The following is a 26,804-nucleotide window of genomic DNA, read 5'->3' as shown; positions in this document are numbered from 1 at the left end:
TCAATAAATAATCAATATAATAAAATTAATATAATTAATTAGGAATAATATGATTTGGACTATCGTAGGAATAATGATATTCATACTTTTACTCTTAGCTTTTTGGAAATTATGGCTAGGTTTAGCTTTATTTATATTAATCCCAACACTCATAATTGGAGCAATCATAGGAATAGGGCTTTTAATATACTATAATATCGATGTTATTATGCTTGTCTTCTCTTTTATAATTGGTGCTATATTAATAATCGGAGCAATTCTTATAGGTATAGTATTTTTATATTATATTTACACGAAAATTTTATCTTTAAAAAATTATTACCCAAAAACAAAAGATGAGTTAAAAGAGTTGATTGAAGATGAAATTAATTTAAAAGATATAGATACCCGCTTTATCACAGATATGAGCGAATTATTTAAAAATTCTACAAGAAGTGATTTTAAAGGATTAAAATATTGGGATGTTTCAAATGTAAAAAACATGGCTTCAATGTTTGAAGGTTGTGAAAATTTTAATCAGGATTTATCGAATTGGGATATTTCTAAAGTAAAAAATATGGATTTTATGTTTGAAAATTGCGTTAATTTTAATCAAGACTTATCTAATTGGGATACAAGTAAAGTTGATTATATGCATAAAATGTTTAGAAACTGCCATAAACTTGACAAAAGCATTGCGCAAAAATGGAAACTAGATCAAGATTACTTGTTTTAAAAAGGCAAAGGTGCGAAAAATACCTTAAGCTTTACATGTTCATCGCAAGCTTTTAAAAAACCTTGCGCTAAAAACTTAATATCTTTAGTTTTTAACTTCTCTCTTAAATCAAAAGTTCTCTCACATAAAGGATAAATAAGATAAATTTCCTTTATCTCGTATTTATTTGCATAAGCAAACATTTGATATAAATCACTTTGTGATATACCATGTTTTTTCTCATCTTCGTTATCATCTGGAATTTTCCATTTGGTATCTAAGATCATTTTATTTTCTATATATAAATCAGGCTTTAACATAAAACATTTTTCATCATTTTTTGAGATTAAATACTTTCTACTACTTTGAGTTTTTATATTTTCACTAGGATTAGCAAGTTTAAACATATAAGCTACATAGTTTTCAAAAAGTTTTTCCATAGGAAAAAGCAAGGCAAAGGCCTCGTTTTTACCTTTATATGGAGCAAAGCTTTGATTTTGTAAAAATACCTTACACCAAGAAAGTATATTTTCATAATAATCAAAATGTCTTGAAATTTTAAAGCTAAAATCTTTTTCATAATTTTTAGAAAATTCTACCTCATCAAGCATTTGCATAGCTTTGATGATTTTAAATTTATTCAAGCTTGTTTTGGATTTTAAAAAATTTAATGTTGATTTTATCAAACGATTTGGCGCTATGTCTAAAACAAATTCATCACTACTTGTAAAAAATCTTTCTTTGTGTATTAAATTTGATTTTATATGCTCATTAAATAGTAATTTTCCTTTTAAAAAAGTTCTATTTTCCTCACTACTTACATAAGATTTCATCAAACCTTTTTTATACACACTATCAAATTCATCTAAAAACATCGTGATAAACACTTCAAACAAAGGCATTTTAGCAATTTTTAAAGATGAAATTTGAGATTTTTTAAAGGGAGAATTTTTTAAGGTTTTTAGCATGTTGATTAAAAGAATACTAGGATTAATCTCACAATCTTTTTTATAAAAATCATCATTTTTAGAGATATTTTCTAATTCGTAGTATTTTTTTAATTTTTCTTTATCGTATTTTGAATTAGTATCTTCTTTTGATTTTTCTTTACATTCACTTGATAGTTTATCTTCTTCTAATTTTTCCAAATTCATACATTTTGGCAAGATCTCCAAAACACCACTTTTAGTTTGTATAATGCCTACATAATTTTTAGCTTTTAAAGTATTTTTATTTTTAAAGCCTAGAAGACTTTCATTATTTTTTGCAAAGTCTTCTAGCTCTTTATAAAACATTTCAGCTTTTTCTTTTAAAATTTCTTTTAAATCTTCTTTAGAAAAGGTTTGGTATTCGATGATAGAAAAGGTGTTAATTGTTTTCATTATTCATATATTTTTTTAAAAGTATTTTCGTCCCATTTTTGGCTATCACTAAATTTATAAACAACATTACCACTTTCTATAAAATCTGTCATATTTTTCAAATAATCATTATTTGTATCTTGTTTTTCTAGCATACCATTTTCATTTAAAACCGCGTCAATCAATGCATAATCATTATAAAAATACTCTTGCAAAAGCGGAATGATTTTGTTTTGAAAAACTTTTTTTAATTTCCCTAAATTATCAATGCCTATAAAAAATGCATGTCCTATAGTCTTTTCTCTATCTAGCAAGTATTCTATACGCGTATTGATAGCTTTTAATAATTCTTGTAAATTAATACCTTCACAATCCATAGATAATTTGCTCACATCAGGCATCATCTCAATAAATTCAAATCTTCTTCGCAAAGCTGTATCAAGTGAAGTTATGCTTCTATCGGCTGTATTCATAGTGCCTATGATATAAACATTTTTAGGCACTCCAAATTCTTTGCCACTATAAGGCAAAATCACTTTTAACTCTTCTTTTGTGCCTATCCTTTTGCTAGGCTCTATCAAGGTTATAAGCTCACCAAAAATCTTACTTACATTACCACGATTAATTTCATCTATGATGATTATATAAGGTTTTAAAGAATTATCATTGTTTTTATTATTTTCAATCTTTGCAGTTAATTGTTTTTCATATGCTTTAAATTTTTTCACTAAATTAAAGTAATAAGTATGAGTTCTATCAACATAATCTCTATTAAATACCTTTTTAAACATTTCAGTAGCATTGTTAAATTCATCTTTGCATTTTAATAACTCCATAAATATAGATAAATTTAATTTAAAAATTCCATCGAATCTCTCTACGCCTTCACTATAAATCACAATTGTTTCATTATCAATTTCAACAACAAAGAAATTTCTACCCTTTGTTTTACTAATAGGCTCATTTGTTTCCAAAAGCCAATTTAAAAAATTTTCAACCTTTTCTTTTAATTCTATTTTTTTATTCAACTCATCTGCATTTAAGATACTATTCTCATAATTATCCAAAGCTTTTTCGCAAAGTTCTTTAAAAATTCCCTTTTCTATTTTATATTTTACTTCTTGAGAATTTTCCGCTGTTTTATTGATATCAGGCTTTATACCTTCTACAAATTCTTCATATCCATAGCTTTGATGAAAAGTAGTAAAAACTATTTGTCCGTTTTTAACATACTCATCAAATTTTACTTTTTTATCATCTCTATTTTCTAAATTTTCATTTAAAATCTCTAAAGCTTTATCTATAGTGTGATAAGTTTTCCCCGTTCCTGGAGGCCCATAAAGAATTTGATTTAAAGGTGGATTTTTCATATTTAATTCCTTATCCATTATTTCATTATTTAAAAATTGTCTTTCAAAATTGTATAAAAAAGTTCTATAATGCTTTAAAGCAACAGAATACATTTTATTTCCATTATTATTTTTTAATACAAATTTATTATTTTTATTTAATTTTTCTATATTTTGATCAAAATTATATAAATTGCAACTATATAAATTATCTTTCAAAAATTCATTAGATATATTTTCTACAGCTGAAGCATATTTTTTTATGCTAGAAGTATCTATATTTCTTTTACTTAAATATTCACAAAATAATTTTTTCATTTTTTTTATGTTTATTCCATACTCAACCCATAAAGGAATAGCTATATTTTCTATCATTTTGATTAATGATAAATTTTTATTTTCTAACAATTTCTCATAAATTTGATATATTTTTAATTTTTCTTTAAATTCATTCAAAGATATTAAGTCTAAAACATTTTTAGAAAAAATATTAACTATTTTTATATTATTTACATCTTGATAATGAAAAGCTATTTTCCATTTAGTAGCATCTCCAAAATCTATATTTTCTATAGTTTTAAAGTCATTATTTTTACTTGCTTGTATTATATCTACAATTGTTTGTTTTATTTTATCAAAAGCTTCATCTTGATTATTTCCATATTTAGATAACCAAGCATAATTGTCATTGTAAATTTTACCTTTTAAATTTTCTTTATCATCATTAAAATTTCTTTTATATATACCAAATTTAAAGCTAGAACCACCCCAAATACTTCCTATATCATCGAGTTTATTTTCTATCCAAAAAGTAAAATCATTTCTATCCGGATTATCCTTTTTGGTGCTAGTATACTCTTCAAGAGTCATATCTTTAACTTTTTCCAAAGTCCAAATTTTTTGAAATTCTAAAAAATTATTCTTTATATTTTTCTTTTGTTCTTCGTTTAAATTAATATTCATACTATTTCCTTTTAATCCACAACCGCAAATAACTTGCAATTTTTATAATATCTATAAAATCTTTCCCTATTTTTATTCATAGTTTTTAAATAATTAAAAACAGGTGAAGTCCATTTATAGCCTCGGCTTTTCGTATGAAATTCATCTATTAATTTATCATCTTGATAAACATACACACTCATGCCACCATTTTTTACAACTGCTTCTTTAAATTCATCTTCATCTTTTGGAAAATGATAATACACATTACCATTTTTATCTTTTTTGCTTATATTATAATCATATTTATTTTCAAGCATTATACGCCTTTTTGTTTTTGTATTTAAATTTAATTATATAAAAAATAAGTAAAAATTTAGAATTCTAAATTTTTACCATTGTATGAAGGTTTTAGCTTTTCTTATGTCGCTAAAATTTATAGTAGTTTTTTCTTGAGTTTCTAAATTTTCTAAAATGATATTTTCACCATCTACAGCGATGATTTTTGCTTCGATTTTTTCTTTTTCATTGGTTGTGATTTTTACAAGTTCGTTAATGCTTTTTGCAAAATGCTCGATTTTACTAAGTTTTCTTTCAAGCCCACAGCTTGATACTTCTAAAAAATACTCCCCACTCACAGGTGGCTCTACATCAAAAATAGGCGATAAAATCTCACTAAGCCTAGCACAATCATCAAGATTTACCCCACCTTCTTTTTGCACATAAATTCTATAAATCTTTCTACCATTTTCACTTACTAGCTCATCATCATAAAAGCTAAGCCCTGCTTCTTTACAAAGTGCTTCAAGATTCATTTTGTTCCTTTTTGATTTTTTCAAATAAAGCATCCATGTGGTTTTGATACTCTAATCTATCATCAAATTTAAAGTGAAAATTCGGACACCTATACCACCCTTGCTCACTCATGCAGTAATTTTGCAAAGCACGGGCGGCTTTTTTAAGTTGATTGAGTATGATTTCTTGCTCTTGGGTATTAAAAAACATTTTATCTAAATACACAAAAGCATCGTATCTGCCTTTTTTGCACTCTACATCCACTACGCACAAATTTTTTAAAGCTTCGTTGTCTAAATTTGCTAAAGCTTCTGGTATAAGTTCTTTTAAAATGCTTTCTGTGCGTAGCTTTTTGATTTCAGCTGGGTTCATAGGCTTACTTGTTCCTCAACTTCTTTGTAACTTTCTATATAATCGCCCACTCTCATATCATTACAACCTTCTATGCCTACACCGCATTCATAGCCTTTTGCAACTTCTCTTACATCATCTTTAAAGCGTTTGAGCGAGCTTACATTGCCTTCAAATACCACAACCCCATCTCTAATGAGCCTGATTTTCGCACCACGATTGATCGTGCCTTCTGTCACCATACAACCTGCGATTTGTCCTAGTTTTGGTACATTGATCACTTGGCGAATTTCAGCTTGACCAAGTTGTTCTTCAGAGATAATAGGGCTCATCATACCACCTAGCAAGGCTTTTACATCATCAAGCAAATTGTAAATAACATTATAAGTTTTTATCTCTACGCCTTTATCTTTAGCGCGTTCTTTGATCTCACCAGTTGGGCGTATATTAAAGCCTAAAACGATAGAGTTTTCACTAGCACTTGCAAGCTCTATATCGCTTTGAGTAATACCACCTACCCCACTATGGATGATATTAACCTTAATCTCATCGTTTTTAAGTTTTTCTAAACTAGCCTTAATCGCTTCAAGTGAACCTTGCACATCTGCTTTTAAGATTACAGGAAGGGCTTTTAAATTGCCTTCTTTGATTTTTGCACCAAGCTCATCTATACTTACTTTAGTAGATTTACTTAGTTCTTTTTGGCGGTTGTATTCATGGCGTTTATTAGCATATTCTCTTGCTTGCTTATCACTATCTACAGCTATTAGAGTTTCTCCTGCATCAGCTACTTCACTAAGACCTATGATCACCCCGCACTCACCTGGGCCTATTTCTTTTAAAGCTTTGCCTTGATCATCACTCATAGCACGCACTTTACCATAAGCTTCCCCTGCTACGACTGTATTTCCCACTCTTAAAGTACCATTTTGTACGATGATAGTAGCCACAGGACCTCTACCTTTTTGCACCGAAGATTCTATAATACTTGCTTTAGCATGGGCTTTTGGATTTGCTTTAAGCTCTAAAATATCAGCTTGCAATAATACAATTTCAAGTAAATCCTCTATACCATCACCCTTTTTAGCTGAAACTGGCACAAATTCATGACTTCCACCCCATTCTACTGGCATGATATCCATTTCTGCTAGCTGGGTTTTTACCATGTCAGGATTTGCGTTTTCTTTATCCATTTTATTAATAGCAATGATGATAGGTACATTAGCTGCTTTTGCATGATTGATCGCTTCTTTAGTTTGTGGTTTTACCCCATCATCTGCAGCTACTACGATAATAACAATATCCGTTATACTAGCTCCCCTTGCACGCATAGCAGTAAATGCCTCATGGCCTGGAGTATCGATAAAAGTGATTTTTCTACCATTTTTTTCCACCATATAAGCGCCCACATGCTGAGTAATCCCACCTGCTTCACCACTTGCAATGCGTGATTTTCTTATATAATCAAGCAAAGAAGTCTTACCATGATCCACATGTCCCATGATAGTGATAACCGGAGCTCTTTGGCTTAAATTTTCTTCTGTTTGATTTTCATCATAATCTTTTACATAATCAAACTCATCAGCTTCATCAATGATATTAATCTCCACGCCAAATTCAGCTGCAAGAATTTCTATAGCATCCTCATCTAAAAAGTCATTTTTAGTCGTCATCATACCAAGCATGAAAAGTTTAGAGATAACTTCTCCGGTGTTTTTACCAAGTTTTTCAGCAAATTCATACACACGAATTTCTTTAGGTATACTTACACTTGTGATTGCTTCACTTTCTTTTTTCTCTACCTTTTTAGGTGGTTTTTTACGACTTCTTCTTTGTATACCACCCTCGCCAAATGGATTGATAGAATTATTTAAAGATTGCTTTAAAATATTTGGTTGTTTTTTGTTTGCTGGTTGTGCTGGTTTATTTTCTTTTACACTAAAATCAGGTAAAACCACCATATCATCATCTTCTAAAGAAATATCAGCAAAGTCTTTATCTCCTAAAAGATCCATTTTAGTAGTGCTTTCTTTTTTGCTTGCTACAGGATGATTTTTCTTTTCTTTTTTCTTTCTTTTTAAATTCTCATCTGAATTTGAAAAAATCATACTAAGGCTTAGACCTTGAGTAGTTTGTGTGCTAGCTTTTTCTTCTTTATTTATTTGAGTTTCTTTGCTTTCTTCTTTTTTCTTTTTAACGATGACTAAGCCTCTTCTTTTAGCTAAATTTAAATTAGAACCTAGCTTTTCATCGAGTTTAATTTCTTCTTTTTTTTCTTCTAATACTTCATTTTTTATAGGATTTTCAGGTTGTTTTTCTTCTTTTTTTATTTCATCTTTTTTTTCACTTACTGCTTTAGTAGGGCTTTTACTTTCTTTTTTAATAGTAGTTTTTTTCTCTTCTTTTTTGCTTTCTTCTTTTTTAGTAGTTTTTTTTGCTGCACTTTCTTTTTTAGGTTTGGCTACTTTTTTTACCACATCTAGTATTTCACCAGATTGAACGTATTGATAAATCGCCTCTGCAATTTCAGAAGATACTTTTTTGTTAGGGGATTTGATATCTTCTAAGCCCATTTCATTGGCTTTTTCTATAATTTCTTTACTTGTATATCCTAACTCTTGAGCGATCTCGCTAATCTTTACATCTGCCATTAAAAAATATCTCCTTTAAATCCTGCTGATTTATATTACCATGAAAATTGCCTTTGCAAGCTCTCATAAAAGCCCTTTGCAATGTTTTTTCATCTTTATCAAAACATGAATTACAAATATACAAACTCCTACCAAATTTCACTTTAGTGATAATTTGAGAATTTTTTATTTGGAATTGATGCAAACTTTGCTTTTCATAACGACCTTTGCAAACAATGCACATTCTAATGGGTATATGATTTTTCAAAATTATATCTTTTTTTTGGAATTTTTAGCAAATTTTAAAGCCCTCATCATCAAATTCTAAAAGCTCAACTCTAAATTTAGCAAATTTATTTTTGATTTTTTCTTTGATTTGTTTAGCATCATCTTTATAAGCTAGAGTAAAAAAACTCGAACCTGATCCCGAAAGCGTACTCATGAGAGCATTATTATCTAAAGCTAGTTTTTGCACTTCAAAAAGTTCTGGCAAAAGTTTCATTCTTTGATTTTGATGAAGTTTATCCAAACTTGCATATTTTAATAAATCATATTTTTTCTCTAAAAAGCAAGCGGTTAAAAATGAAGCATGGCAAAGATTAAAAACACCATCTTCTAGGTTGATTTTTTTGGCTAAAACTGCTCTTAATTTTTGAGTATTCATCGCTACATTTGGTATGGTTATAACAGCTTGTAGGTCTTTATCCACTTCTTTTTTTATAGCTAAAACTTTTTCATTATGAGTTAATGCACACACAAAACCCCCAAGTGTTGCTGGAGCTATGTTATCTGGATGGTTTTCATATTTTAAAGCTTCATTTAAAATGGTATTTTTATCCGCTTTAAACCCACTTAATTCATAAGCACAAGCAATAGCTCCAACTATTACAGCAGAAGAACTTCCCATGCCTCTAGCTAAAGGGATATTATTTTGGAAAACAAAGCGGAAATTATCTTTTTTACCACTAAGTCTTTGATAAATTTCATAAAAAATATTGACAAAACTATTGTTTTTTTTAAGATAGATATTATTTTCACCTTCTCCGTGTATGCTAATGCTAAAAAATTTAGATTTTTCAACTATGGTTTGATTAAAATATTTTAAACTCAAACCCAAACAATCAAAACCAGGACCTAAATTTGCACTTGTAGCAGGAACTAAAATCTTCATTTTTTACCTTAATTAATCGCATCTAAAACATAAAAAGGTGTATTTTCTTTACTGAAATTTAAACCTTTTAAACTCTGGGGCATAAAAAAACTTCCCGCTTGTGTCTTTTCTAAAACAATCTCATCATCTTTTTTTACAAAACACAAATGCTTATTAGCAGCTATAGGAGCGTTATTATTTAGCTCAAAAGCGCTAATAGTTTTTAAAGGTATATTTTTAACTATGGCTAGGGTTTTAAAAGAAACATAAGAAATTTTTATACCCATGTAAGAGCCTGGTCCATGCACATAAATAAGCTTTTCAAACTCATATTGTGAAAGTAAATCTTGCAGTATTTTTGGCAAAACTTCACTAACTTTTAAATCATTCTCAATGGTTTTTATCAATACATCATTTTCATAAATACCAAGCATTAAAGGTTTTGCTATGGCATTTAAAAGTAAAGTAACCTTTTTTATGCAAAAACCTTTTCATAAACTTTATATGCACTTTTTTCTAAACTTACCACTTCATAAACACTAGGATCTTTTAAAAGTTCTTTGGTTAGAAGATGATTAAGTTTGTGCGAACCTGCATAAGAAGTATAGTCTCCAAAAACTCTACATCCAAGCAAGGTTAAATCCCCGATAGCATCTAAAATTTTATGGCGCACAAATTCGTCTTTAAAACGCAAACCTTCAGGGTTTAAAATACGATTATCATCAATCACAACAGCATTTTCTAAGCTTCCACCAAGACCTAAATTCATAGCTCTTAAAGCTTGAACATCCTTTAAAAACCCAAAGGTTCTTGCTCTTGCTATTTGCTCTATGTAGTTTTGTTTACTAAATTCAAAACAATAATTTTGTTTGCCTATAATAGGATTATCAAATTCGATTGTATAGTTTATAATAGGCATATCCGTAGGACTTAAACGCACAAATTTATTACCTTCTTTCACCTCTACACTTTTTTTAATCACTAAAATTTTTTTAGCCACGTAAAGCTCTTTTATACCTGCTTCTTCAAGCATCATACAAAAGCCTATGCTACTACCATCCATTACAGGAGCTTCATTAGCATCTAAAACTATACGTACATTGTCAATACCATAAGCATTAATCGCACTCATTAAATGTTCTATAGTAGAAACATAACCCCTATGATCGCCTATTACAGTAGCCATTTGTGTATCGATGACATTTTCAGGCTTTGCTTCATAAGAAATTCCCAGATCGCTTCTATAAAACACTATACCACTACCAGCTTCTAATGGCTCTAATTTTATACTAATAGGCTCACCCTTGTGCAAACCTATGCCAACACCTTTAACTTCTTTTGCTATTGTTGTTTGATTCATTTTTATTCACTCAAAATTCTTTTTTTGCTTGATTCTAATACATTATAGATATTTTCTTTTATCCATTTTGCATCTTGCCATTGCTCAGGACGCACTTCAACTCCTTGTACTAAAACACCAAAATGCACATGATCTCCAAGTGCTAAACCTGTAGTGCCTGTAGTACCTATAACATCACCTGCTCTAACTCTATCTCCTACATTTACATCCACATTAGTGCAGTGTCCATAAAGAGTATAAATACCAAAGCCATGATAGATGATAATATTTAATCCATAAATTCCATTTTCTTGCACAAATACGACTTCACCATCGTTATTGCTAATAATAGGTGCTTCTTTTACGCTTGCTAAATCAAGCCCCATATGATAAGAGCTACTAAATGCTTGATTATTATAAGAATAAAATCTATGATCAGCATAATCAGCTACTTTTTGGCCATTTTTTAAAGGCTTGAAAAGATTAACTTTAAAATTATTAATCATAGTATCAGGAACTTTACTTGTAATATCATGAATAATAACTTCATTAGAAGCTCTTAAATCTTCATTCACAAATTTAAATTTTTCAAGCCTGCTTAATTCTCTATCTTTTGGAGCATATTTTTGTGCTAAAAATTCAATCTTACCATCTAAAAATCTATCACTTACTTTTATATTTGATACACGGTATTTTTTATTAGTAAAATAATATCTAATTCTTTGTTTGTTTACGTTACCTGCTTTATCTACTGCCACCACATAAGCTCTAAAGTGCTCATCAGTAGCCTCCCAAGGAATTAAAGCAGCATAATATCCTTCTTTTACATAAGGAGTTGCTTTAAAAATTTTATCTTTATCAGTTGTGATATAAACTTCTTGTAAATTCTCATCACTTGCTTTAAATACCACACTACCTATTCCGCCTTGTTCGATTTGGTAAGAATTATCTAAAATTTCTACAAGTGGTTTTTTGGTATCAATGATAACTTTCACTTCTTTAAGCGCTTGATTTCCTAAAAAGAAATTCCAAAAACTACTATCACTTGCTTCTATTACAAGTTTATAAGAATCGACTTTTTCTTTATAAGCTGGTTTTGGTAATTTTAAATCAAAATGGACACTTTTTTTATTGCCTTTAACATGCTCATTAACAAGTATTTCACCATTTAACTCATTTACCTTAAATAGCGTGACTTTAACATCTTTTAAAGCACTTTCATCGCTTATTTCTATAGATATAGGGTCTGTTAGATTACTATAAATTACATCTGATTTTGTTTGAATCAACGGAGGATTTTTTTCAAACAACTTTGTATTTAAAACAAACACCACAAAGGCTAAAAGTATTAAAAAAACTACAAAAATCCATTTTTTATTTGATCTTTTACGCGCAAAAACCATATTTTCACTTTCAATCTATTTTTTTAAAAATATATTATTCTTTAGCAAATTAAGAGTAAATTATAAAAAATTTTATAGAATTTCTCTTAATTTATTTGCACTTTTAATCCAAGTCTCAAGCTCATTTATATCACATTTTTCTATCATTTTTTTACATTCTTGTAATTCTTTTTGAAATAAATCAATAGAATTTAATAAATTTTGTTTGTTTTGTTCAAAAATACCACTCCACATTTGAGGGTTTGACTTAGCAATCCTGCACATATCTTTAAAAGAAGGGCCTCCTAAGTGAGCTATATTTTTTTTATTTTCTTCTTTCATCACAAAATTTGCCAAAGAAAAACTAATCACATGTGGTAAGTGTGAAATGATAGAAGCATGATGATCATGCGCAATACTATCCATAAATACAAGTTTCATTCCTAAATCTGAAAAAATTTCTATAGCTCTTTTTTGATGAATATGATCAGCATTTTGCACATCACATAAAACACAAACTGCATTTTTATATAAATCTTTTATAGCTGCATTTGGACCACTATTTTCAGTTCCTGCCATAGGATGAGCTGCGATAAATTGACTTTTCAAATAAGAAGGTAAATTTTTAATAATTTCTTCTTTTGTGCTTCCAAGCTCGATGATAGTACAATCTTTAGAAATGCCTTGAAATTCTTTTAAGATTTTTACAATAGCTCTTACAGGAATAGCTAAAAAAATCACATCACATTTTTTTAATTCTTCAAAAGAAACAATTTTATCTATTAATTTTCGCTCTAGTGCGATTTGCTCAAATTCTTTGTTTATATCATATCCACAAACTAAATCTATTAATTTATTCTCTCTTAAGCTAAGACCCAAAGATCCACCTATTAAGCCAAGTCCGATTATACCTACTTTCATAAATTTTCCTTAAAAAGCATTAGTTAAAAATATTTTGGTATTATAACGATTTTGTATATAAAAATTTAGGTAGATTTGATGAAAAAATGGTTTGTTTTCTTTGCACTCTCAAGTTCTTTATGTGCAGCTACGATTAAAGATATAAAATTTGAAGGCTTATCGCAACTTTCCAAAGAAAGCGCTATTGCGATTTCTAAATTAAAAATAGGACAAAAAATTGATCCTGCTAGTATAGATACAGCGATTAAAAATCTTTTTGATAGAAATTATTTTAAAGACATAGTAGTAGAAGAAAAAAATGGGGTGCTGATTTTTAAAGTAGTAGAAAAACCTTCCATTGGAAAAATAGATATTCAAGGTATAGCAAGTAATGATAGAAAACAAATAGAAAGCCTTGTTGGCTTAAAACCTGGAATTTTATATGATGAAAATTCAGCTAAAGAAGCTGCTGAAAAAATCAAACTTTTTTATCAAGCCAAAGGTTTTTATGATACTGTTGTAGAAATCAAAGATGAAAAATTAAGCAATTCAAGTTCATTAAAACTTACTTTTGTTGTAAATCGTGGGGAAAATATCATCATAGAAAAAGTGCATTTAAGTGGTGCAAAAAAATTAAGCTATTCAGATATTGAACCTGCGGTAGCAAATAAACAAAGAGAAGCCCTAGGCTGGATGTGGGGCTTTAATGATGGTAAGCTTAAAATCTTTGATTTAGCAAATGATAGCTCAAGAATTTCAGATGTATATTTAAAAGAAGGTTATCTTGATGTGAGCGTATCTCCTGCTTTTTTAAATACTTACACAGATACTTATCAAGCTGATTTGACTTATTTTATCAACGAGGGTGAGGTTTATAAAGTTAAAGGGATTAAAATTTTTAATCCAATTTTTAGTGATGAAGAAAATGAAGCTTTGGCAAATGATTTAAAATTAAGTGTTGGAAAAATAGTTAATATAGAAAAACTAAGAGAAGATATAAAGACTATAGAAACTAAAACAGCAGATTTAGGCTATGCTTTTGTACAAGTTATACCTGATATACAAAAAGATAAAGAAAATCATGAAGCTATGATTATTTTTAAAGTCATACCTAATGAAAAAGTATATGTTAGAAATGTTGAAATTTCAGGCAATACCAAAACAGTTGATAGAGTTATTCGTAGAGAGCTTTATCTAACCGAAGGTAATCTTTACAATAGAACTGATTTAATAGACTCAAGAAATGCCTTAAGAAGAACTGCATATTTTGAAAATGTAGATATTAAAGAACAAAGAGTAGATGATACGCATATTGATTTGATAGTAGAAGTCAAGGAAGCTTCAACTGGAGCCATTTCAGGTGGTATTGGCTATGGAACTAGTGATGGAATTTTACTTAGCGCTTCATTATCTGATGCAAATATCTTAGGCTCTGGTATGAAAGGAAGTGTGAGTATAGACAAAGGCGATGATACACTTTCTGGTAGAGTATCTTTAAGAAATCCTAGAGTAAATGATAGTGATTATTCTCTTGGAGGATCATTGTATTCAGATCGTTTAGAATGGGATAGCTATGATGAGAGAAACTATGGTTTTGACATAAGCGTTGGTAAAACTTTAGGAAGATATACAAGCATAGATTTAACTTATAATCTTGAACAAAGTGATATTTATCATTTAAGTGATCGCTTAATCGCTCAAGGGTATAAACTTGGTAAAACTTATAAAAGTTCCATCACTCCTTCGATAGTGTTTAACAATACAGATGATTATTATTTACCAAGATCAGGTTTTATTGCCTCAACTTCGCTTGAATATGCAGGCTTAGGCGGGGATCAAGAATTCATAAGTTCTACTACTAAATTTAATTATTATCAAGGCTTGGAAGAGTTTATAGGTTGGGATTTGATTTATCGTTATAAAGCGAGTTTTTATAAAGTATGGGATCAAGGCTATTTACCTATCAATGAAAAATTATATCTTGGTGGTATAGGAACTATTAGAGGTTTTGATAGAAGAAGCGTGAGTCCTAAAAACGAATGGGGTGATGAAACAGGTGGTACAGTGGCTTTTGCAAATTCTGTAGAACTTAGCTTTCCAATCTTTGATAGAATCAAACTTAGAGGTAGTGTATTTTTTGATTATGGTGCTATAGGAGAGAGTTCTTTAAATCAAATTCAAAGATGGAGTACAGGCGTTGGCTTTGAGTGGTTAACCCCACTAGGTGCTTTAAATTTAGTTTTTGCTAAACCATTTAATACTAGCTCAAAAGACGATTTGAGCAAATTTGAGTTTATGTTGGGTGCAAGATTTTAAAAGCAATAAAATCTTGCTATAATTTTGAAATTTTATTTTAGGTAGAGATAATGAATTTTTTAGATATTTTTTCTAGTATAAGACGCAAGCAAGCCGCTCCAAGTGAAGCTCCAAATCACTGGGTAAAATGTAATTCTTGTCATGCGTTAATGTATTATAAAGAAATAGAAACTTGTTATAATGTTTGTCCTAAATGTAATTTTCATATGAGATTAAACCCTCTAAAACGCATTGAATTACTTAGCGATGAAGGCTCTTTTGTGGAAATGGATAAAGACTTACATGCAATCGATCCGCTTAAATTTGTAGATAGCAAATCGTATAAAAAAAGATTGGCAGAAAATGAAGAAAAAACAGGTAGAAAAAGTGCCATAATAAGCGGGGAATGCACCATAGATGGGATAAAAACTCAATTAGTTGTTTTTGATTTTTCTTTCATGGGTGGAAGCTTAGGCTCAGTAGAAGGTGAAAAAATTCTTAGAGCTATTGAAAGAGCGATTGAGAAAAAAACTCCTGTTGTTATAGTGAGTGCAAGCGGTGGAGCTAGAATGCAAGAAAGTACTTATTCTTTAATGCAAATGAGCAAAACAAGTGCGGCGTTAAAACTATTAGCAGAAGAAAAACTTCCTTATATTTCAGTCTTAACTGATCCAACTATGGGTGGTGTAAGCGCATCTTTTGCTTGGCTTGGAGATATCATCATGGCTGAACCTGGTGCCCTAGTAGGCTTTGCAGGAGCTAGGGTAATCAAACAAACCATAGGGGCTGATTTACCAGAAGGCTTTCAAAAGGCTGAATTTTTACTTGAACATGGGTTGATTGATGCGATTGTAGTAAGAAGTGAACATAAAAAATTTATAGCAGACTTTTTAAGATTTTTTTCTAAAAACTAAAAATGCAAATTAATCTTTTAAGCATTCAAAAAAATAATAATGATGAATTTAGCAAGATAGATGAGCATTATACTAAGCTTATTAAGAAATTTTGTAGTTTTAATGATATATGTGTTTTTAATAACAAAATTAATCAAGCACAAAACACTAACGCCATAGAAGCAAAAAAATCTTATACAAATGCACTAAGTCCTTATAAAAAAGGTTTTTGTATAGCATTAGACGAAAAGGGTAAAGAATTTACAAGTGTAGAATTTGCAAAATTATTGCAAGATAAAAATGAAATTACATTTTTTATAGGCGGTGCTTATGGATTTGAGCAAGAATTTATCGCACATATGCATACAAGTATAGCTCTTAGCAAAATGACCTTGGTACATAAATTTGCTAAAACTATGCTTTTAGAGCAAATTTATCGTGCATTTTGCATTAATACAAATCACCCATATCACAAATAGGAGCGTTTATGCAAGAATTAAATCTTGAAGAATTTAAAAATATATTACTTCAAAGACAAAAAGAAATTTTACAAGAACTTCAAGGCAATATAGACAATATCCATAATCTACAAGATAGTGAACCTAGGGATGAAGTTGATTTACAGCAAATTGACAATAGCTCTCATATCGACTTTAAAATCAATGAAAATTTAAAAGCTGAACTAGAAGAAATTAAACATTCATTAAGCAAAATAGATAACAATACTTATGGTATTTGTGAATATTGTGAAGATGATATTCATCCTGAAAGACTTAAGGTTAAACCTCACGCAAAATATTGCATAAATTGTCGTGAAAATTTAGAAAAAAGGAAAGAGCTATGAAAATTAGATTATTTTTCTTTGCAAGTTTAGTTTATCTTCTAATCATCGCAGCCTTAGTTTATAATCTAAATTTAGGAAATTATACTTTTACAATTTCCACTTTTGAATTAAATTTGCCTATTAGCTTATGGGTTGTTTTGCCTGCTTTATTTTTGATGATACTAGCTTTAGCACATATGAGTTTTTATGGCTTTTTAAAACATTTACAATATAAAAATCTAATTAAAGATAGTAAAAATTATGAAAATTTTATTATTGATATTTTTTTAAAAAAAATAAGCAGGGTTAAATTCAAAACTCAAGAATTTCAAAACATTGCAAAAGATACGCAAGCTCTTTGTTTTAAAGGAAAAATTCAAAATCCCAAAATAGATGAAATTATTGATATTTTTGAACACTTAGATAAAAAAGAATTTGTGGAATTAAAAAAATATAAATTAGATTCAAATAATGAAATTTTCATTTTAAATGAAAAAAATCGCTTTCAAAATGATAGCAATTATGCTTTTTCTTTTATCAAAAACAAAGATACCTTAGCTAGTGAGCTAGAAATTTTTGCTTATAAAATGGTATTAGAAAATGCGCCTTATAGTCAGATTAAAACACTAAAAGTTCAAAAAAACCAAGATGATATTTTATTGCTTTTGGATAGATTTGAAAAAGAAAACTTAGAATTAAATCACGCTGAAATCGAAGTTTTACTTAGTATGAATACTTTAGATGATAAGTCATATTTACGCTGTGCTAAAATACTTTGTAAAAAAATAGAGCCTCAAATATTAATTGCTTTATTTAAAAAGTTAAAAGATAGTCATTCTCAAGCTTTAAAAGCTTATCTTTATACTTTAGCAGAATTTGGTATGTATGATGAATTGCTTAATGAATTAGGAAATGATCAAAACGAACATAAGGATTTTAGACTCTTACTCTTTTTAAGAGAACATAATAAAAAAATAGAACTTGAAAAATTAATACAATGATAGATTTTAATAAAAAGCCTTTATTTTTAGCTCCTATGGCAGGTTTTTCAGACTTGCCTTTGAGAAATTTAGTTAAGCAATTTGGGGCTGATGTAACAATTAGTGAGATGATAAGTTCTAATGCTTTAGTGTATGAAAGCTCAAAAACTCTTAAAATGTTGGAAAAAGCTGAACTTGAGAATCCTTATATAGTTCAAATTGCAGGCTCGGATGAAAGCGTAATTTGCAAAGCGGTAGAAATATTAAATCGTTTTGATTTTATAGATGGGATTGATTTTAATTGTGGTTGCCCTGTAAATAAGGTTATAAAACAATGTGCAGGTAGTGCTCTTTTACAAGATCTTGATAAATTACAAAGAATTTTAGAACTTATCAAAAAAACAAGTAACAAAAAATTAACTAGTGTCAAAGTAAGATTAGGATTTGATAAAAAAGATCCCATCGCCATCGCTAAAGCGTGTGAAAATGCTGGAGTAGATTTTATCAGTATGCATGGTCGCACTAGAAAACAAATGTATAGTGGAAATGCTGATTATGAAGCCATAGCTTTAGCCAAAAAAAATATCAAAATTCCTTTAGTTGCAAATGGTGATATTAGTGAAGATAACGCCAAAGAGGTGTTTAAAATAACAAATTGTGATGCTTTGATGATAGGGCGTGCAAGTGTAGGAAAACCTTGGATATTTTATGAGATAAAAACTGGCAAAAAAATCGAAAAGGCTATGAAAAATAAAATCATTTTTGCACATTTTGAAGAAATGTTAAAGCATTATAAAGAACAAGGTATAAGCATCTTTAGAAAACACTTACATGAGTATTCTAAGGGCTATGATGATGCTTCTAATTTTAGAGATTGTGTTAATCGCATTAATGATGCAGAAATTATGCGAAAATATATTCAAGAATTTTTCAATAAGGAATGATTTTTGCTTGTAAATTATCAAGCAATATGAATGAAGAGATACCATAAAACAAGGAAGGTTCATGGCAGCTCATATCAATTCAAAAGGGATTTACAAAGCATTAGGTGGCATTAGAACAAGTGCGAATAATTTAGCAGCACATGCTTCAAAGCTTAACAATCAAAGTTTAAATTTCGAGCAAGTTTTACAACAAACCCAACCAAAATGTATAAAAACTTGTTTACAAAATTCTCAAAAAGAACTTGAAAATTTGCTTGAAAATATTAAAAATAGCCAAGATACTATCACAAAAAATATACACAAAGATAGTGCAAATATCATTGCAAGATTAAGACAAGAAGTCATTATGATGTATGATATTACCCTTAAAAACCCTCTTTGATAATTTTATATAAATTATCAATATATTCATCGCTAAAATGCGATGAATTAAAACTCCTATATAATTTTACAAGATCTTTAGCATTAAACTCATAACCAAAAGCACATTTTTTATGAGCGGGCAAAAAAGCTCTTACTAGTACAACATTTTTTTGAATATACTCATCACAATAAAAACATACAAAACTTTTATGCAAACGCCCTTCAAAATCTAAAATTTTTAAATAAGCATCCACTATAACACGTTTGCAATCTTGCTTTTCAAAACGCTTAGCACAATCTTCTAAAAGCTCAAAATAAAAACTATCAATTTCCTCAACGTCTTTTAAATGCCAATAAAAAAGTCTGATAAATTCCTGCCAAAAAAACATTCTCTCTCTATCTAAAATCCAAGAAAAACCAATATGTAAAACATCTTTTAAACGTGGTAAAAATCTCGAACTTTCTTCAAGCTCAAAATCAATCTTATACCCACTTAGTATATTAGAATGACGCATGCCATAAAATCTATAACTTTTAATAACTTTTTTAGTACTTAAAAGATAAACGATTAAATCCTCATCTTTTACACTCTGAGTGTGTAAAATATACCCTTGCATTTTATAAAAGTTCTATACCATAAGCTTGCAAAATTTCATATGCACTATTTTCCAAAAACTTACTAAAACTCGCTGTTGCGTTTTTATGTAATATAATTTTTGAGTTGATGCTAGCGCTTTGAGCTAAAATAATATTACTAAATACACAAATATGTGAAACAAGACCACAAAATTCTATACTTTCATAATAATTTTGTTTTAAAAAATTGGCTAATTCTAAGCTACCAAAAGCATTCTTATAAAATATTTTTTTTGCATTTTTTAAATACGCATCAAAATCACCTGGCATTTGCCAACCTAAAGTATCTCTAATGCAATGATAAGTAGGTAAATTTTTTCCTTCTTGAGTTTTTAAATAATTTTCATCATGCGTATCAAAAGTAAAAACAATATCACCTTGATGATTTTTTAAAAGAGCAAGAATATTATCTTTTATCTTGGTAGCTTCTTCAAAGCCCAAGCTACCATCGATAAAATCATTTTGATAATCAACAACAACTAAAAGATTAGCCATTATCCTTGACCATAAAAAAGCTATCCGTGTGGATATTTTCAAATGCAGTTTTTAAACTTGTAAATAATTTTGGATTTTCTTTTTCTAAATTTGCCAAAAGCTGCTTAGCTTCTTCTCTTGCATGAGGAAATTTTACATTTTTTTCACTTAATTTCATGCCAGGACAAAATTCATTACCAATTACTTCTAATTCATTATTAATAGCATTTTCTCTTAATTGTCTTTCTCTTACAAAAATCAAAGGACGAATAACCTCTACACCTCTTTTGCTTTTATACTTGGGAGCTAGACTCCTAAGAGAGCCATTATAAATAAAATTCATAAAAAAACTCTCTACCGCATCATCTAAATGGTGAGCTATAGCTAATTTATTAAAACCATTTTCCAAAGCATAAGTATATAAAGCACCACGCCTCATTCTTGAAAAATAGCTACAAAAACTTGAATTTTTTCTAATCGTATCACCTGAAATTTCATAAATATTAGAATCAATCACTTCATGATCAATATCATGTTCTTTGCAGTGATTATGAAGTTTAGTATAATCTTCACCCATGCCATAGCTTAAAGTTACTGCTTTAAGTTCAAATTTAAAAGGCGCATGTGCTTGCATACGCTTTAAAAGATGTGCTAAGGCAAGCGAATCTTTTCCACCGCTAAGCCCTAATAAAACTTTATCATTGTCTCCTATTAAAGAAAATTTAGCATTAGCTTTAGCTACTTCTCTGATTAGTTTTTTACTAAGATTTATCATAATTTCTCACAAATTTTTAAAACAAAATTAGCTGAAATTTTGGCTGATTTTTCTACAAACTCATCAAAGTCAAATTCAGCTTTCTCACCTGCTTTATCACTCATAGATCTTAAAACCAAACATGGAATTTTTAAAGCATCGCACACCAAAGCTACACTAGCTCCTTCCATTTCACAAGCATCTGCATTAAAAATTTCTCTAATTTTTGCTTTTTTATTCTCATCACAAATAAACTCATCACCCGTAGCGATAATACCTGATTGTAATTTAACACCAAGTTCTTTAGCAACTTCTATGGCGAGATTATTTAGCTTATCATCTGTTTTTATAAAAATTTCATTACCAGGAACATAGCCAAGCGGATGCCCAAAAGCTGTGATATCTAAATCATATTGAGCTAATTTTGTAGCATAGATTAAATCCCCTATTTCTAAACTAGGATTAAAAGCACCAGCCACACCCGTAAAGAGTAAAAGCTCGGCTTTAAATTTTTCTATCATAATAGTCGCACTAAGGGTAGAATTGACTTTCCCTATCTTAGAATAAGCAATAATTAATTCATGATTTTTATATTTTGCAAGATAATAAGTATTATTTGCATATTCTATTGTTTGATACTCTTTTAATGTTTCTAGTAAAGGAGTAACCTCTTCAGGCATAGCTCCTAAAATAGCTATTTTCATTTAATTACCTTTAAAATTTCATCAATATCTTCTATTTTACTTAAAGTATAAGTTTCTTTTTGAGTGATTTTTTTATTTAATCCCTTTAACACACTTGCACCAAATTCTATATAAAAATCTACTTCTTCATCTATTGCTTTAATACTTTGTTTATAAAGAACAGGCTTGATGAGTTGCTCGCTTAAAAGCATTAGAGCTTGATTTTTATCATTATACACTTTTGCATTAACATTTGACACTACGCTTTTAAAGCTCTCTTTTAAAATAGGTTCTAATTCTTTTGTAAGTTTCAAAGACGCATTTTTTAATAATGGACAATGACTTGCAACGCTCATGTTCAAAAGCATAGCTCTTTTAGCTCCTGCATTTTTAAACTCACTCTCATAAGAAGCTAAATCAGGCTTTAAACCTGCTACTACAATTTGTCCATCACAATTATAATTAGCCGCAAAAATGTTTTTTTTCTCACTCAATGCTTTTTGACAAAGTTCTTCTACCACTTTATCTTCAAGCCCTAAAATCACCATCATACCAGCTTCTATTTTAGAGCAATCTTCTTGCATAAACTTACCGCGTTTATTAACAAGTGCTATAACATCTAAAAAGCTAAATGCATCTTGGGTTGCTAAAGCACTGAATTCTCCTAGCGAATGACCTAGGCTGTACTTAGCTTCTATATCAACTTGCTCTTTCAAGGCTTCATAAGCCATTAGTGAGTTTAATACTATGGCCATTTGTGTAAATTCGCTTTTATTTAAATTTTCATTTTCCTTAAAAAGCAAATTTTTAAAATCAATTTTACAAAAATCACTAGCATTATCTAATAATTCTTTCGCTTTTTTAGAATTATCATAAAAACTCAAACCCATGCCAACACTTTGAGAACCTTGACCTGGGAAAATAAATGCGCTATTCATTAATGACCACCGCAGCAACCGCCGCCGCCATGTCCGTGGCCACCACAACATCCACCGCCGCCATGTCCGTGATGATGATCATGATGATGTCCTCCACCACCACATCCACAGCTTCTACTGCCTGCAATAATTCCTGTTAAAATTTCATCTTCACTTGCAGCTCTAACATCTACGATATTGATTGAAAACAACAAGTCTTTTCCTGCATAAGCATGATTGTAATCAATAGTAACTTCATTTTCGGTAATTTCTCTAACAATTACTCTTACCGTATTACCATCTTCACCTTCGCCAAAAAGCTCCATACCAACTTGCAAATCAATCCCTGCAAACTGCTCTTTTGGTAAAGTTTGTAATGCATTGGCATCATATTCGCCCAAAGCATTTTCTTTTTTTATCACAATATCAGCATTACAAGGAGCATTAAGCTTTTGAATTTCTTCTTCTAATCCTTCTAAAATTTGACCCTTACCTAAAATAAAAGAAATAGGTTCAGCATAAATATTTGATTCTAAAACTTCATTAGTATTTGCATCTTTTAATTCATAAAACATTGAAACTACACTATTTTTTTCTATAGCCATTTTATCTCCTTTGTTATTTTCTATCTGGTGAAACTTTTGCTTCAGGACTATCAGGATAAGCCGTCTTTAAAGCTTTATAAAATTTATTTGCACTTTTTGGATCCCCAACCTTATCTAAGCTAATAGCTGTATGATAAAGCAATTTTGGTACATAATCGCCTTTAGTGCTTATAGCAGAACTTTTCTTATAAAATCCCAAAGCACCTGCGTAATCTTGCTGTTTATATCTTATCTCTCCAAGCCAAAAAGTAGATCTAGCAGGTTTGTAGTGAATACTTATTAGATGTTCAAATTTTTCTTTTGCATCCTCAAATTGATTTTTATTAGTTTCTTCTATCGCTTTTTTCAAAATTTCACTAGATTGCAATTTTTTCCAACTATCATCTTTTGCTTCAATCACTTCATCTTGAGTTTCATTTACATCTTGAATGATTTCTTCGGTTTTATTATCATCACTTACAATAGGAACAACAGGGGTTACTTTTGTCTGATTTTGCACTCTAGCTATTTCAGATTGAAAGAAAGTTATGGTTTTGTTCATATCTTCTTTTGAAATATAATCATCGTTGATTTTATTAATCAAAGTTGTAATTTCACTTAAAACTTTTTGAATTTCTTGATGATTTTTTTCTTGAATTTGCCTATTTTCCTCTACATAAGCTCTTAAATTTTGAATTTCTTGAGTTATGTTTGCGTCAAAATTTTGATAAGTTTCTTCTAATGAAAGCAATTTTGTGTTAGCTTTTGAATATTGAGCATTCAAACCCTCTGTTACACTTTGCAATCCTTCTATATTCTCTACTGCTGTATTTATTTTACTTGTTAAATTTGTATAATATTCATTCAGTGCTCTTAGGCGTTCTTGATTTTCATATTGTAATTTTTCATTTTGAGTTAAACCATAAGGTGTTTTTGTATCTACTTTTCCTGCATCAAAAGCTGAAATTTCAGCGTGTAAAAAAGTAGCTCCTAAAAGAGCTACTGATAATAATTTTAATTTCATTTATTTAAAACTTATTTTGATAATTTAAATTCTGCACGGCGATTTTGAGCATCGCAAGTTTTTGTTCTTTCAGTACATACAGGATTAGTTTCTCCATAGCTTTTAACGCTAATTCTATCTGCGCTAACACCTTGAGCTACTAAAGATTCTTTTACTGCTTTAGCTCTTTTTAAACCTAAAGCTTGATTATACTCATCAGTTCCCCACTCATCGCAGTTTCCTTCAACTACTATTGCAGCATTAGCAGCTTCTTTATTGAAGATTTCAGCATTATTTGCAATAACCTTTTGCATATCTGATCTAACATTAAATTTATCAAAATCAAAATATACATTTGCTACAGAATTTAAAGATTCAAGATTTTCAAATCTATCAGATCCACCGCTACCTTTTGAGCCATCTACACTACTTGAACTACTAACGCTAGTGTTTTTAGTAGCACAACCACTTACAATAACAGCAAATGCAGTAATTGAAGCAAAAATGATTTTTTTCATTGATTTCCCCTTTTGTTTATTTAAAAATCATAATTTAATTATAACAAAAAAAATATGATTTTAGTATTTTACCAATCAATTGATTGAATTTTACCCACTTTTAAGCCATAATGAAAAGCTTTATTTGCATTAATTCGAATAACACCTAAAGCACTTTGAGAGCCTAAGTACTTAATAAACACAACACTTTCTCCATCACTTGAAAATCTTGGAAAAAGATTTTTACCATTTGCAGTGAGTTGTCTTATGTAATCGCTTTGGGTTGACATTAAATAAAGATTAAAAACTCCGCTTTGATTTACTTCTCTACTAGAATAAACCATGTAGTGTTTATAAGTAGAAACCGAAGAATTATTTTTACCATGAAAAACAACTTGTTCTGTTAAATTTGAATCTAAATTTTGCATAAAAATATTTGGATAGCCTAAGCGATCAGACACAAATACAATTTTTTTATCACCATCAACAAAATTGCCATTTACATCAATACCCATATAGTTTGTAATTTGTGTCAGATTTTTTGAATCTACATCATACAAGTATACATCAGGTTGGTCTTTTGGAGCCATGGTAAGTAAAATTTTTTTACCATCATCACTCACATCAGAAGCAACCATCATACCTTTGCTAGCAATAATTTTTGTTATATTTTTATTTTTCATATTATATTTATAAAGAGTTGGAATCTCATCTTCATAGGCAGTAAAATAAAATGCATTTTGTTCTTTATTTGCCCATTTAGGAAACAAATTTAAACCTTTTGAAATCAATACTTTTTGGTAAGTTAAAGTATAATCTGCTAATAAAATATCACTTTGCTTGCTACCTTGTGTTCTAGCTATTAAAATTTTATGATCCATCCAATCAACCGGAGCAAAACCTAACTTTTTATTCATTTGAGCAACACTTCTATGTGCTAAAAATGGATACTCTTCGATGGAAAGAATTTGTTCGTAAAATCTTGTTTTAGTTTCATTTGCAGCTAAGATTTCAACATCAATATCTAAAAGTTTGCCGTTTTTATTTAATATATAAGAAAAAATATAATCACCTTGTTTTTCATCTTGAGTTATCTCAAAATTTGAACTTACTTTTATATCATTAACAAGCATGCTATAAAAACTTTTTTTAAGATCTAAATCATTCAATTTAGACTGATCTTTAATATAAATTTTTGGCAATTGCATACCTTTATTAACAACAGATATTGTTGCATCTTGTCCAAATAATACTGAACAAAAAAATAAAAACACTAGTATTTTTTTCATTGTTTCTCCGTTTTAAACTCAATTATATCACTAAGTTGCATTTTAATTTTTCTTATTTTACCATTTGGAGGTAAAGTTATGTATTTTCCTTCTAAATTTTGTAAAAATTCTTTTGCTTTTTTATCAAAATTATCACTATGTGCACTAGTAGTGTTTAACAGGTAAAAATAACCATTATTATCAATTACAAATTCTACTTCTATACTTAAGTTACCACTAGGATTATAAATCCTCCATCTATCTTCAAGATATTTTCTAACAGCGCCTAAGAATTGATCATAAACCCCTACTTTTTGCTCCATGACAGATTGACCTAATTCTTGATTTATTTTTAAATTTTCATTGAGTTGCTTAGAAAAATCATTGATTTTTTCTCTTTGGGCAAAAGTAGGTTTTTTTGAAGGCATAGAAGACTGCACTTTAGTCGTTTTTTCTTCTTGATAGTCTTCTATTTTACCAAACAACTCATTAAAAACACTTGCTTGTTGTTCTATATTTTGGGTGTTAACGCTTTTATTGGTAGTGTATTTTTGTAGAAGATTTTCTTCAAATAAACTTTGTAGATTTTCTTTTTGTAATTCTTGTATCATATTTACTTGATTTTGATTTATGCTATCTCCAAGTTCTATATTGATAAAACTATTAGGATCATCAGTATATTCAATGGCTTTTGGTTTATACTCAACCAACTTAAAAAATACCAAAAAAACAACAAAAAAATAAACTAAAGTTGCATAAATAAAAGCTTTAAGATTATGTGTAGAATTTTCTTCCAT

30 protein-coding genes are annotated in these 26,804 nt (G+C 29.3%); 8 read left to right on the top strand and 22 right to left on the bottom strand.

Annotation, left to right across the window (positions count from 1 at the left end):
• Positions 1-49: 49 nt before the first annotated feature.
• Complete coding sequence (locus L8T90_RS03495) at positions 50-715, top strand: BspA family leucine-rich repeat surface protein (RefSeq protein WP_263736733.1); 666 nt, start codon at positions 50-52, stop codon at positions 713-715.
• Here the strand turns inward: L8T90_RS03495 and L8T90_RS03490 are convergent.
• From L8T90_RS03490 to L8T90_RS03435, 12 genes are all read right to left on the bottom strand, one after another.
• The gene (locus tag L8T90_RS03490; protein ID WP_263736732.1) at positions 712-2,076 is read right to left on the bottom strand and encodes an McrC family protein; all 1,365 of its coding nucleotides are present in this window, start codon (positions 2,074-2,076) and stop codon (positions 712-714) included. The two genes, L8T90_RS03495 and L8T90_RS03490, sit on opposite strands and share 4 nt — an antisense overlap.
• Positions 2,076-4,367, bottom strand: a complete 2,292-nt coding sequence (locus L8T90_RS03485; protein ID WP_263736731.1) for an McrB family protein — start codon at positions 4,365-4,367, stop codon at positions 2,076-2,078. The genes L8T90_RS03490 and L8T90_RS03485 overlap by 1 nt, the downstream gene beginning before the upstream one ends.
• An 11-nt stretch (positions 4,368-4,378) precedes the next feature.
• Positions 4,379-4,666 (bottom strand): hypothetical protein, encoded by a 288-nt coding sequence (locus L8T90_RS03480; protein WP_263736730.1) that lies wholly within the window; start codon positions 4,664-4,666, stop codon positions 4,379-4,381.
• Positions 4,667-4,738: 72 nt separating this feature from the next.
• Positions 4,739-5,161: a ribosome maturation factor RimP gene (gene rimP / locus L8T90_RS03475; protein WP_263736729.1), complete on the bottom strand. Its 423-nt coding sequence runs from the start codon at positions 5,159-5,161 to the stop codon at positions 4,739-4,741.
• Complete coding sequence (gene rbfA / locus L8T90_RS03470) at positions 5,151-5,513, bottom strand: 30S ribosome-binding factor RbfA (RefSeq protein WP_039617407.1); 363 nt, start codon at positions 5,511-5,513, stop codon at positions 5,151-5,153. Before rbfA ends, rimP begins: the two co-directional genes overlap by 11 nt.
• Positions 5,510-8,143: a translation initiation factor IF-2 gene (gene infB / locus L8T90_RS03465; protein WP_263682582.1), complete on the bottom strand. Its 2,634-nt coding sequence runs from the start codon at positions 8,141-8,143 to the stop codon at positions 5,510-5,512. The genes rbfA and infB overlap by 4 nt, the downstream gene beginning before the upstream one ends.
• Positions 8,124-8,366 carry a hypothetical protein gene (locus tag L8T90_RS03460; protein WP_263736781.1) on the bottom strand — a complete coding sequence of 81 codons (243 nt, stop codon included), beginning with the start codon at positions 8,364-8,366 and terminating at the stop codon, positions 8,124-8,126. Before L8T90_RS03460 ends, infB begins: the two co-directional genes overlap by 20 nt.
• A 48-nt stretch (positions 8,367-8,414) precedes the next feature.
• Positions 8,415-9,293 (bottom strand): homoserine kinase, encoded by an 879-nt coding sequence (thrB, locus tag L8T90_RS03455; RefSeq protein WP_263682578.1) that lies wholly within the window; start codon positions 9,291-9,293, stop codon positions 8,415-8,417.
• An 8-nt stretch (positions 9,294-9,301) separates the two neighbouring features.
• Entirely contained in the window at positions 9,302-9,706 is a 405-nt protein-coding gene (locus L8T90_RS03450; protein WP_263682576.1) for a tRNA threonylcarbamoyladenosine biosynthesis protein TsaB, read from the bottom strand.
• A gap of 41 nt (positions 9,707-9,747) precedes the next feature.
• Positions 9,748-10,632 (bottom strand): UDP-3-O-acyl-N-acetylglucosamine deacetylase, encoded by an 885-nt coding sequence (gene lpxC / locus L8T90_RS03445; protein WP_263736727.1) that lies wholly within the window; start codon positions 10,630-10,632, stop codon positions 9,748-9,750.
• A 2-nt stretch (positions 10,633-10,634) separates the two neighbouring features.
• Positions 10,635-12,014, bottom strand: a complete 1,380-nt coding sequence (locus tag L8T90_RS03440; RefSeq protein WP_263736726.1) for a M23 family metallopeptidase — start codon at positions 12,012-12,014, stop codon at positions 10,635-10,637.
• Between the two features lie 72 nt (positions 12,015-12,086).
• Positions 12,087-12,914 (bottom strand): prephenate dehydrogenase, encoded by an 828-nt coding sequence (locus L8T90_RS03435; RefSeq protein ID WP_263702711.1) that lies wholly within the window; start codon positions 12,912-12,914, stop codon positions 12,087-12,089.
• Between the two features lie 78 nt (positions 12,915-12,992).
• Between L8T90_RS03435 and bamA the strand changes: the two genes are divergently transcribed.
• From bamA to L8T90_RS03400, 7 genes are all read left to right on the top strand, one after another.
• On the top strand, positions 12,993-15,209 hold the full coding sequence (bamA, locus tag L8T90_RS03430) for an outer membrane protein assembly factor BamA (protein ID WP_263736725.1): 2,217 nt from the start codon (positions 12,993-12,995) through the stop codon (positions 15,207-15,209).
• A 50-nt stretch (positions 15,210-15,259) separates the two neighbouring features.
• Entirely contained in the window at positions 15,260-16,102 is an 843-nt protein-coding gene (gene accD / locus L8T90_RS03425) for an acetyl-CoA carboxylase, carboxyltransferase subunit beta (protein WP_263708295.1), read from the top strand.
• Between the two features lie 2 nt (positions 16,103-16,104).
• Complete coding sequence (locus tag L8T90_RS03420) at positions 16,105-16,560, top strand: 23S rRNA (pseudouridine(1915)-N(3))-methyltransferase RlmH (protein ID WP_263736723.1); 456 nt, start codon at positions 16,105-16,107, stop codon at positions 16,558-16,560.
• Between the two features lie 8 nt (positions 16,561-16,568).
• A complete protein-coding gene (gene dksA / locus L8T90_RS03415) occupies positions 16,569-16,925 on the top strand; it encodes an RNA polymerase-binding protein DksA (RefSeq protein ID WP_012660959.1) in 357 nt (118 codons plus the stop codon).
• The gene (locus L8T90_RS03410; protein WP_263736722.1) at positions 16,922-17,905 is read left to right on the top strand and encodes a hypothetical protein; all 984 of its coding nucleotides are present in this window, start codon (positions 16,922-16,924) and stop codon (positions 17,903-17,905) included. The genes dksA and L8T90_RS03410 overlap by 4 nt, the downstream gene beginning before the upstream one ends.
• Positions 17,902-18,828, top strand: a complete 927-nt coding sequence (locus tag L8T90_RS03405) for a tRNA dihydrouridine synthase (RefSeq protein WP_263702717.1) — start codon at positions 17,902-17,904, stop codon at positions 18,826-18,828. The genes L8T90_RS03410 and L8T90_RS03405 overlap by 4 nt, the downstream gene beginning before the upstream one ends.
• Positions 18,829-18,889: 61 nt before the next feature.
• A complete protein-coding gene (locus L8T90_RS03400) occupies positions 18,890-19,210 on the top strand; it encodes a hypothetical protein (protein WP_070256278.1) in 321 nt (106 codons plus the stop codon).
• On the opposite strand, the gene recO is transcribed toward L8T90_RS03400, so the two are convergent.
• From recO to L8T90_RS03350, 10 genes are all read right to left on the bottom strand, one after another.
• The gene (gene recO, locus L8T90_RS03395; RefSeq protein WP_263678402.1) at positions 19,194-19,808 is read right to left on the bottom strand and encodes a recombination protein RecO; all 615 of its coding nucleotides are present in this window, start codon (positions 19,806-19,808) and stop codon (positions 19,194-19,196) included. The two genes, L8T90_RS03400 and recO, sit on opposite strands and share 17 nt — an antisense overlap.
• Position 19,809: 1 nt before the next feature.
• A complete protein-coding gene (locus tag L8T90_RS03390) occupies positions 19,810-20,322 on the bottom strand; it encodes a cysteine hydrolase family protein (RefSeq protein ID WP_263736721.1) in 513 nt (170 codons plus the stop codon).
• A complete protein-coding gene (locus L8T90_RS03385; protein ID WP_263678398.1) occupies positions 20,315-21,076 on the bottom strand; it encodes an ATP-binding protein in 762 nt (253 codons plus the stop codon). The genes L8T90_RS03390 and L8T90_RS03385 overlap by 8 nt, the downstream gene beginning before the upstream one ends.
• Positions 21,073-21,759, bottom strand: coding sequence for a 5'-methylthioadenosine/adenosylhomocysteine nucleosidase (locus L8T90_RS03380; RefSeq protein ID WP_263736720.1), 687 nt, complete (start codon positions 21,757-21,759; stop codon positions 21,073-21,075). Before L8T90_RS03380 ends, L8T90_RS03385 begins: the two co-directional genes overlap by 4 nt.
• On the bottom strand, positions 21,756-22,676 hold the full coding sequence (gene fabD, locus L8T90_RS03375) for an ACP S-malonyltransferase (RefSeq protein ID WP_263736719.1): 921 nt from the start codon (positions 22,674-22,676) through the stop codon (positions 21,756-21,758). Before fabD ends, L8T90_RS03380 begins: the two co-directional genes overlap by 4 nt.
• Positions 22,676-23,260 carry an FKBP-type peptidyl-prolyl cis-trans isomerase gene (locus L8T90_RS03370; RefSeq protein WP_039617371.1) on the bottom strand — a complete coding sequence of 195 codons (585 nt, stop codon included), beginning with the start codon at positions 23,258-23,260 and terminating at the stop codon, positions 22,676-22,678. Before L8T90_RS03370 ends, fabD begins: the two co-directional genes overlap by 1 nt.
• 13 nt (positions 23,261-23,273) lie before the next feature.
• The gene (locus L8T90_RS03365) at positions 23,274-24,263 is read right to left on the bottom strand and encodes a tetratricopeptide repeat protein (protein ID WP_263736718.1); all 990 of its coding nucleotides are present in this window, start codon (positions 24,261-24,263) and stop codon (positions 23,274-23,276) included.
• A gap of 11 nt (positions 24,264-24,274) precedes the next feature.
• The gene (gene pal / locus L8T90_RS03360) at positions 24,275-24,760 is read right to left on the bottom strand and encodes a peptidoglycan-associated lipoprotein Pal (RefSeq protein ID WP_263678394.1); all 486 of its coding nucleotides are present in this window, start codon (positions 24,758-24,760) and stop codon (positions 24,275-24,277) included.
• Between the two features lie 68 nt (positions 24,761-24,828).
• Entirely contained in the window at positions 24,829-26,028 is a 1,200-nt protein-coding gene (tolB, locus tag L8T90_RS03355) for a Tol-Pal system protein TolB (RefSeq protein WP_263736717.1), read from the bottom strand.
• Complete coding sequence (locus L8T90_RS03350; RefSeq protein WP_039667927.1) at positions 26,025-26,804, bottom strand: Tol-Pal system subunit TolA; 780 nt, start codon at positions 26,802-26,804, stop codon at positions 26,025-26,027. The genes tolB and L8T90_RS03350 overlap by 4 nt, the downstream gene beginning before the upstream one ends.

This window comes from Campylobacter sp. RKI_CA19_01121, assembly GCF_025771295.1.
Classification (GTDB): Bacteria; Campylobacterota; Campylobacteria; order Campylobacterales; family Campylobacteraceae; genus Campylobacter_D.
The sequence above is the reverse complement of the archived record's forward strand: the minus strand, read 5'-3'. Positions and strand labels throughout refer to the sequence as shown.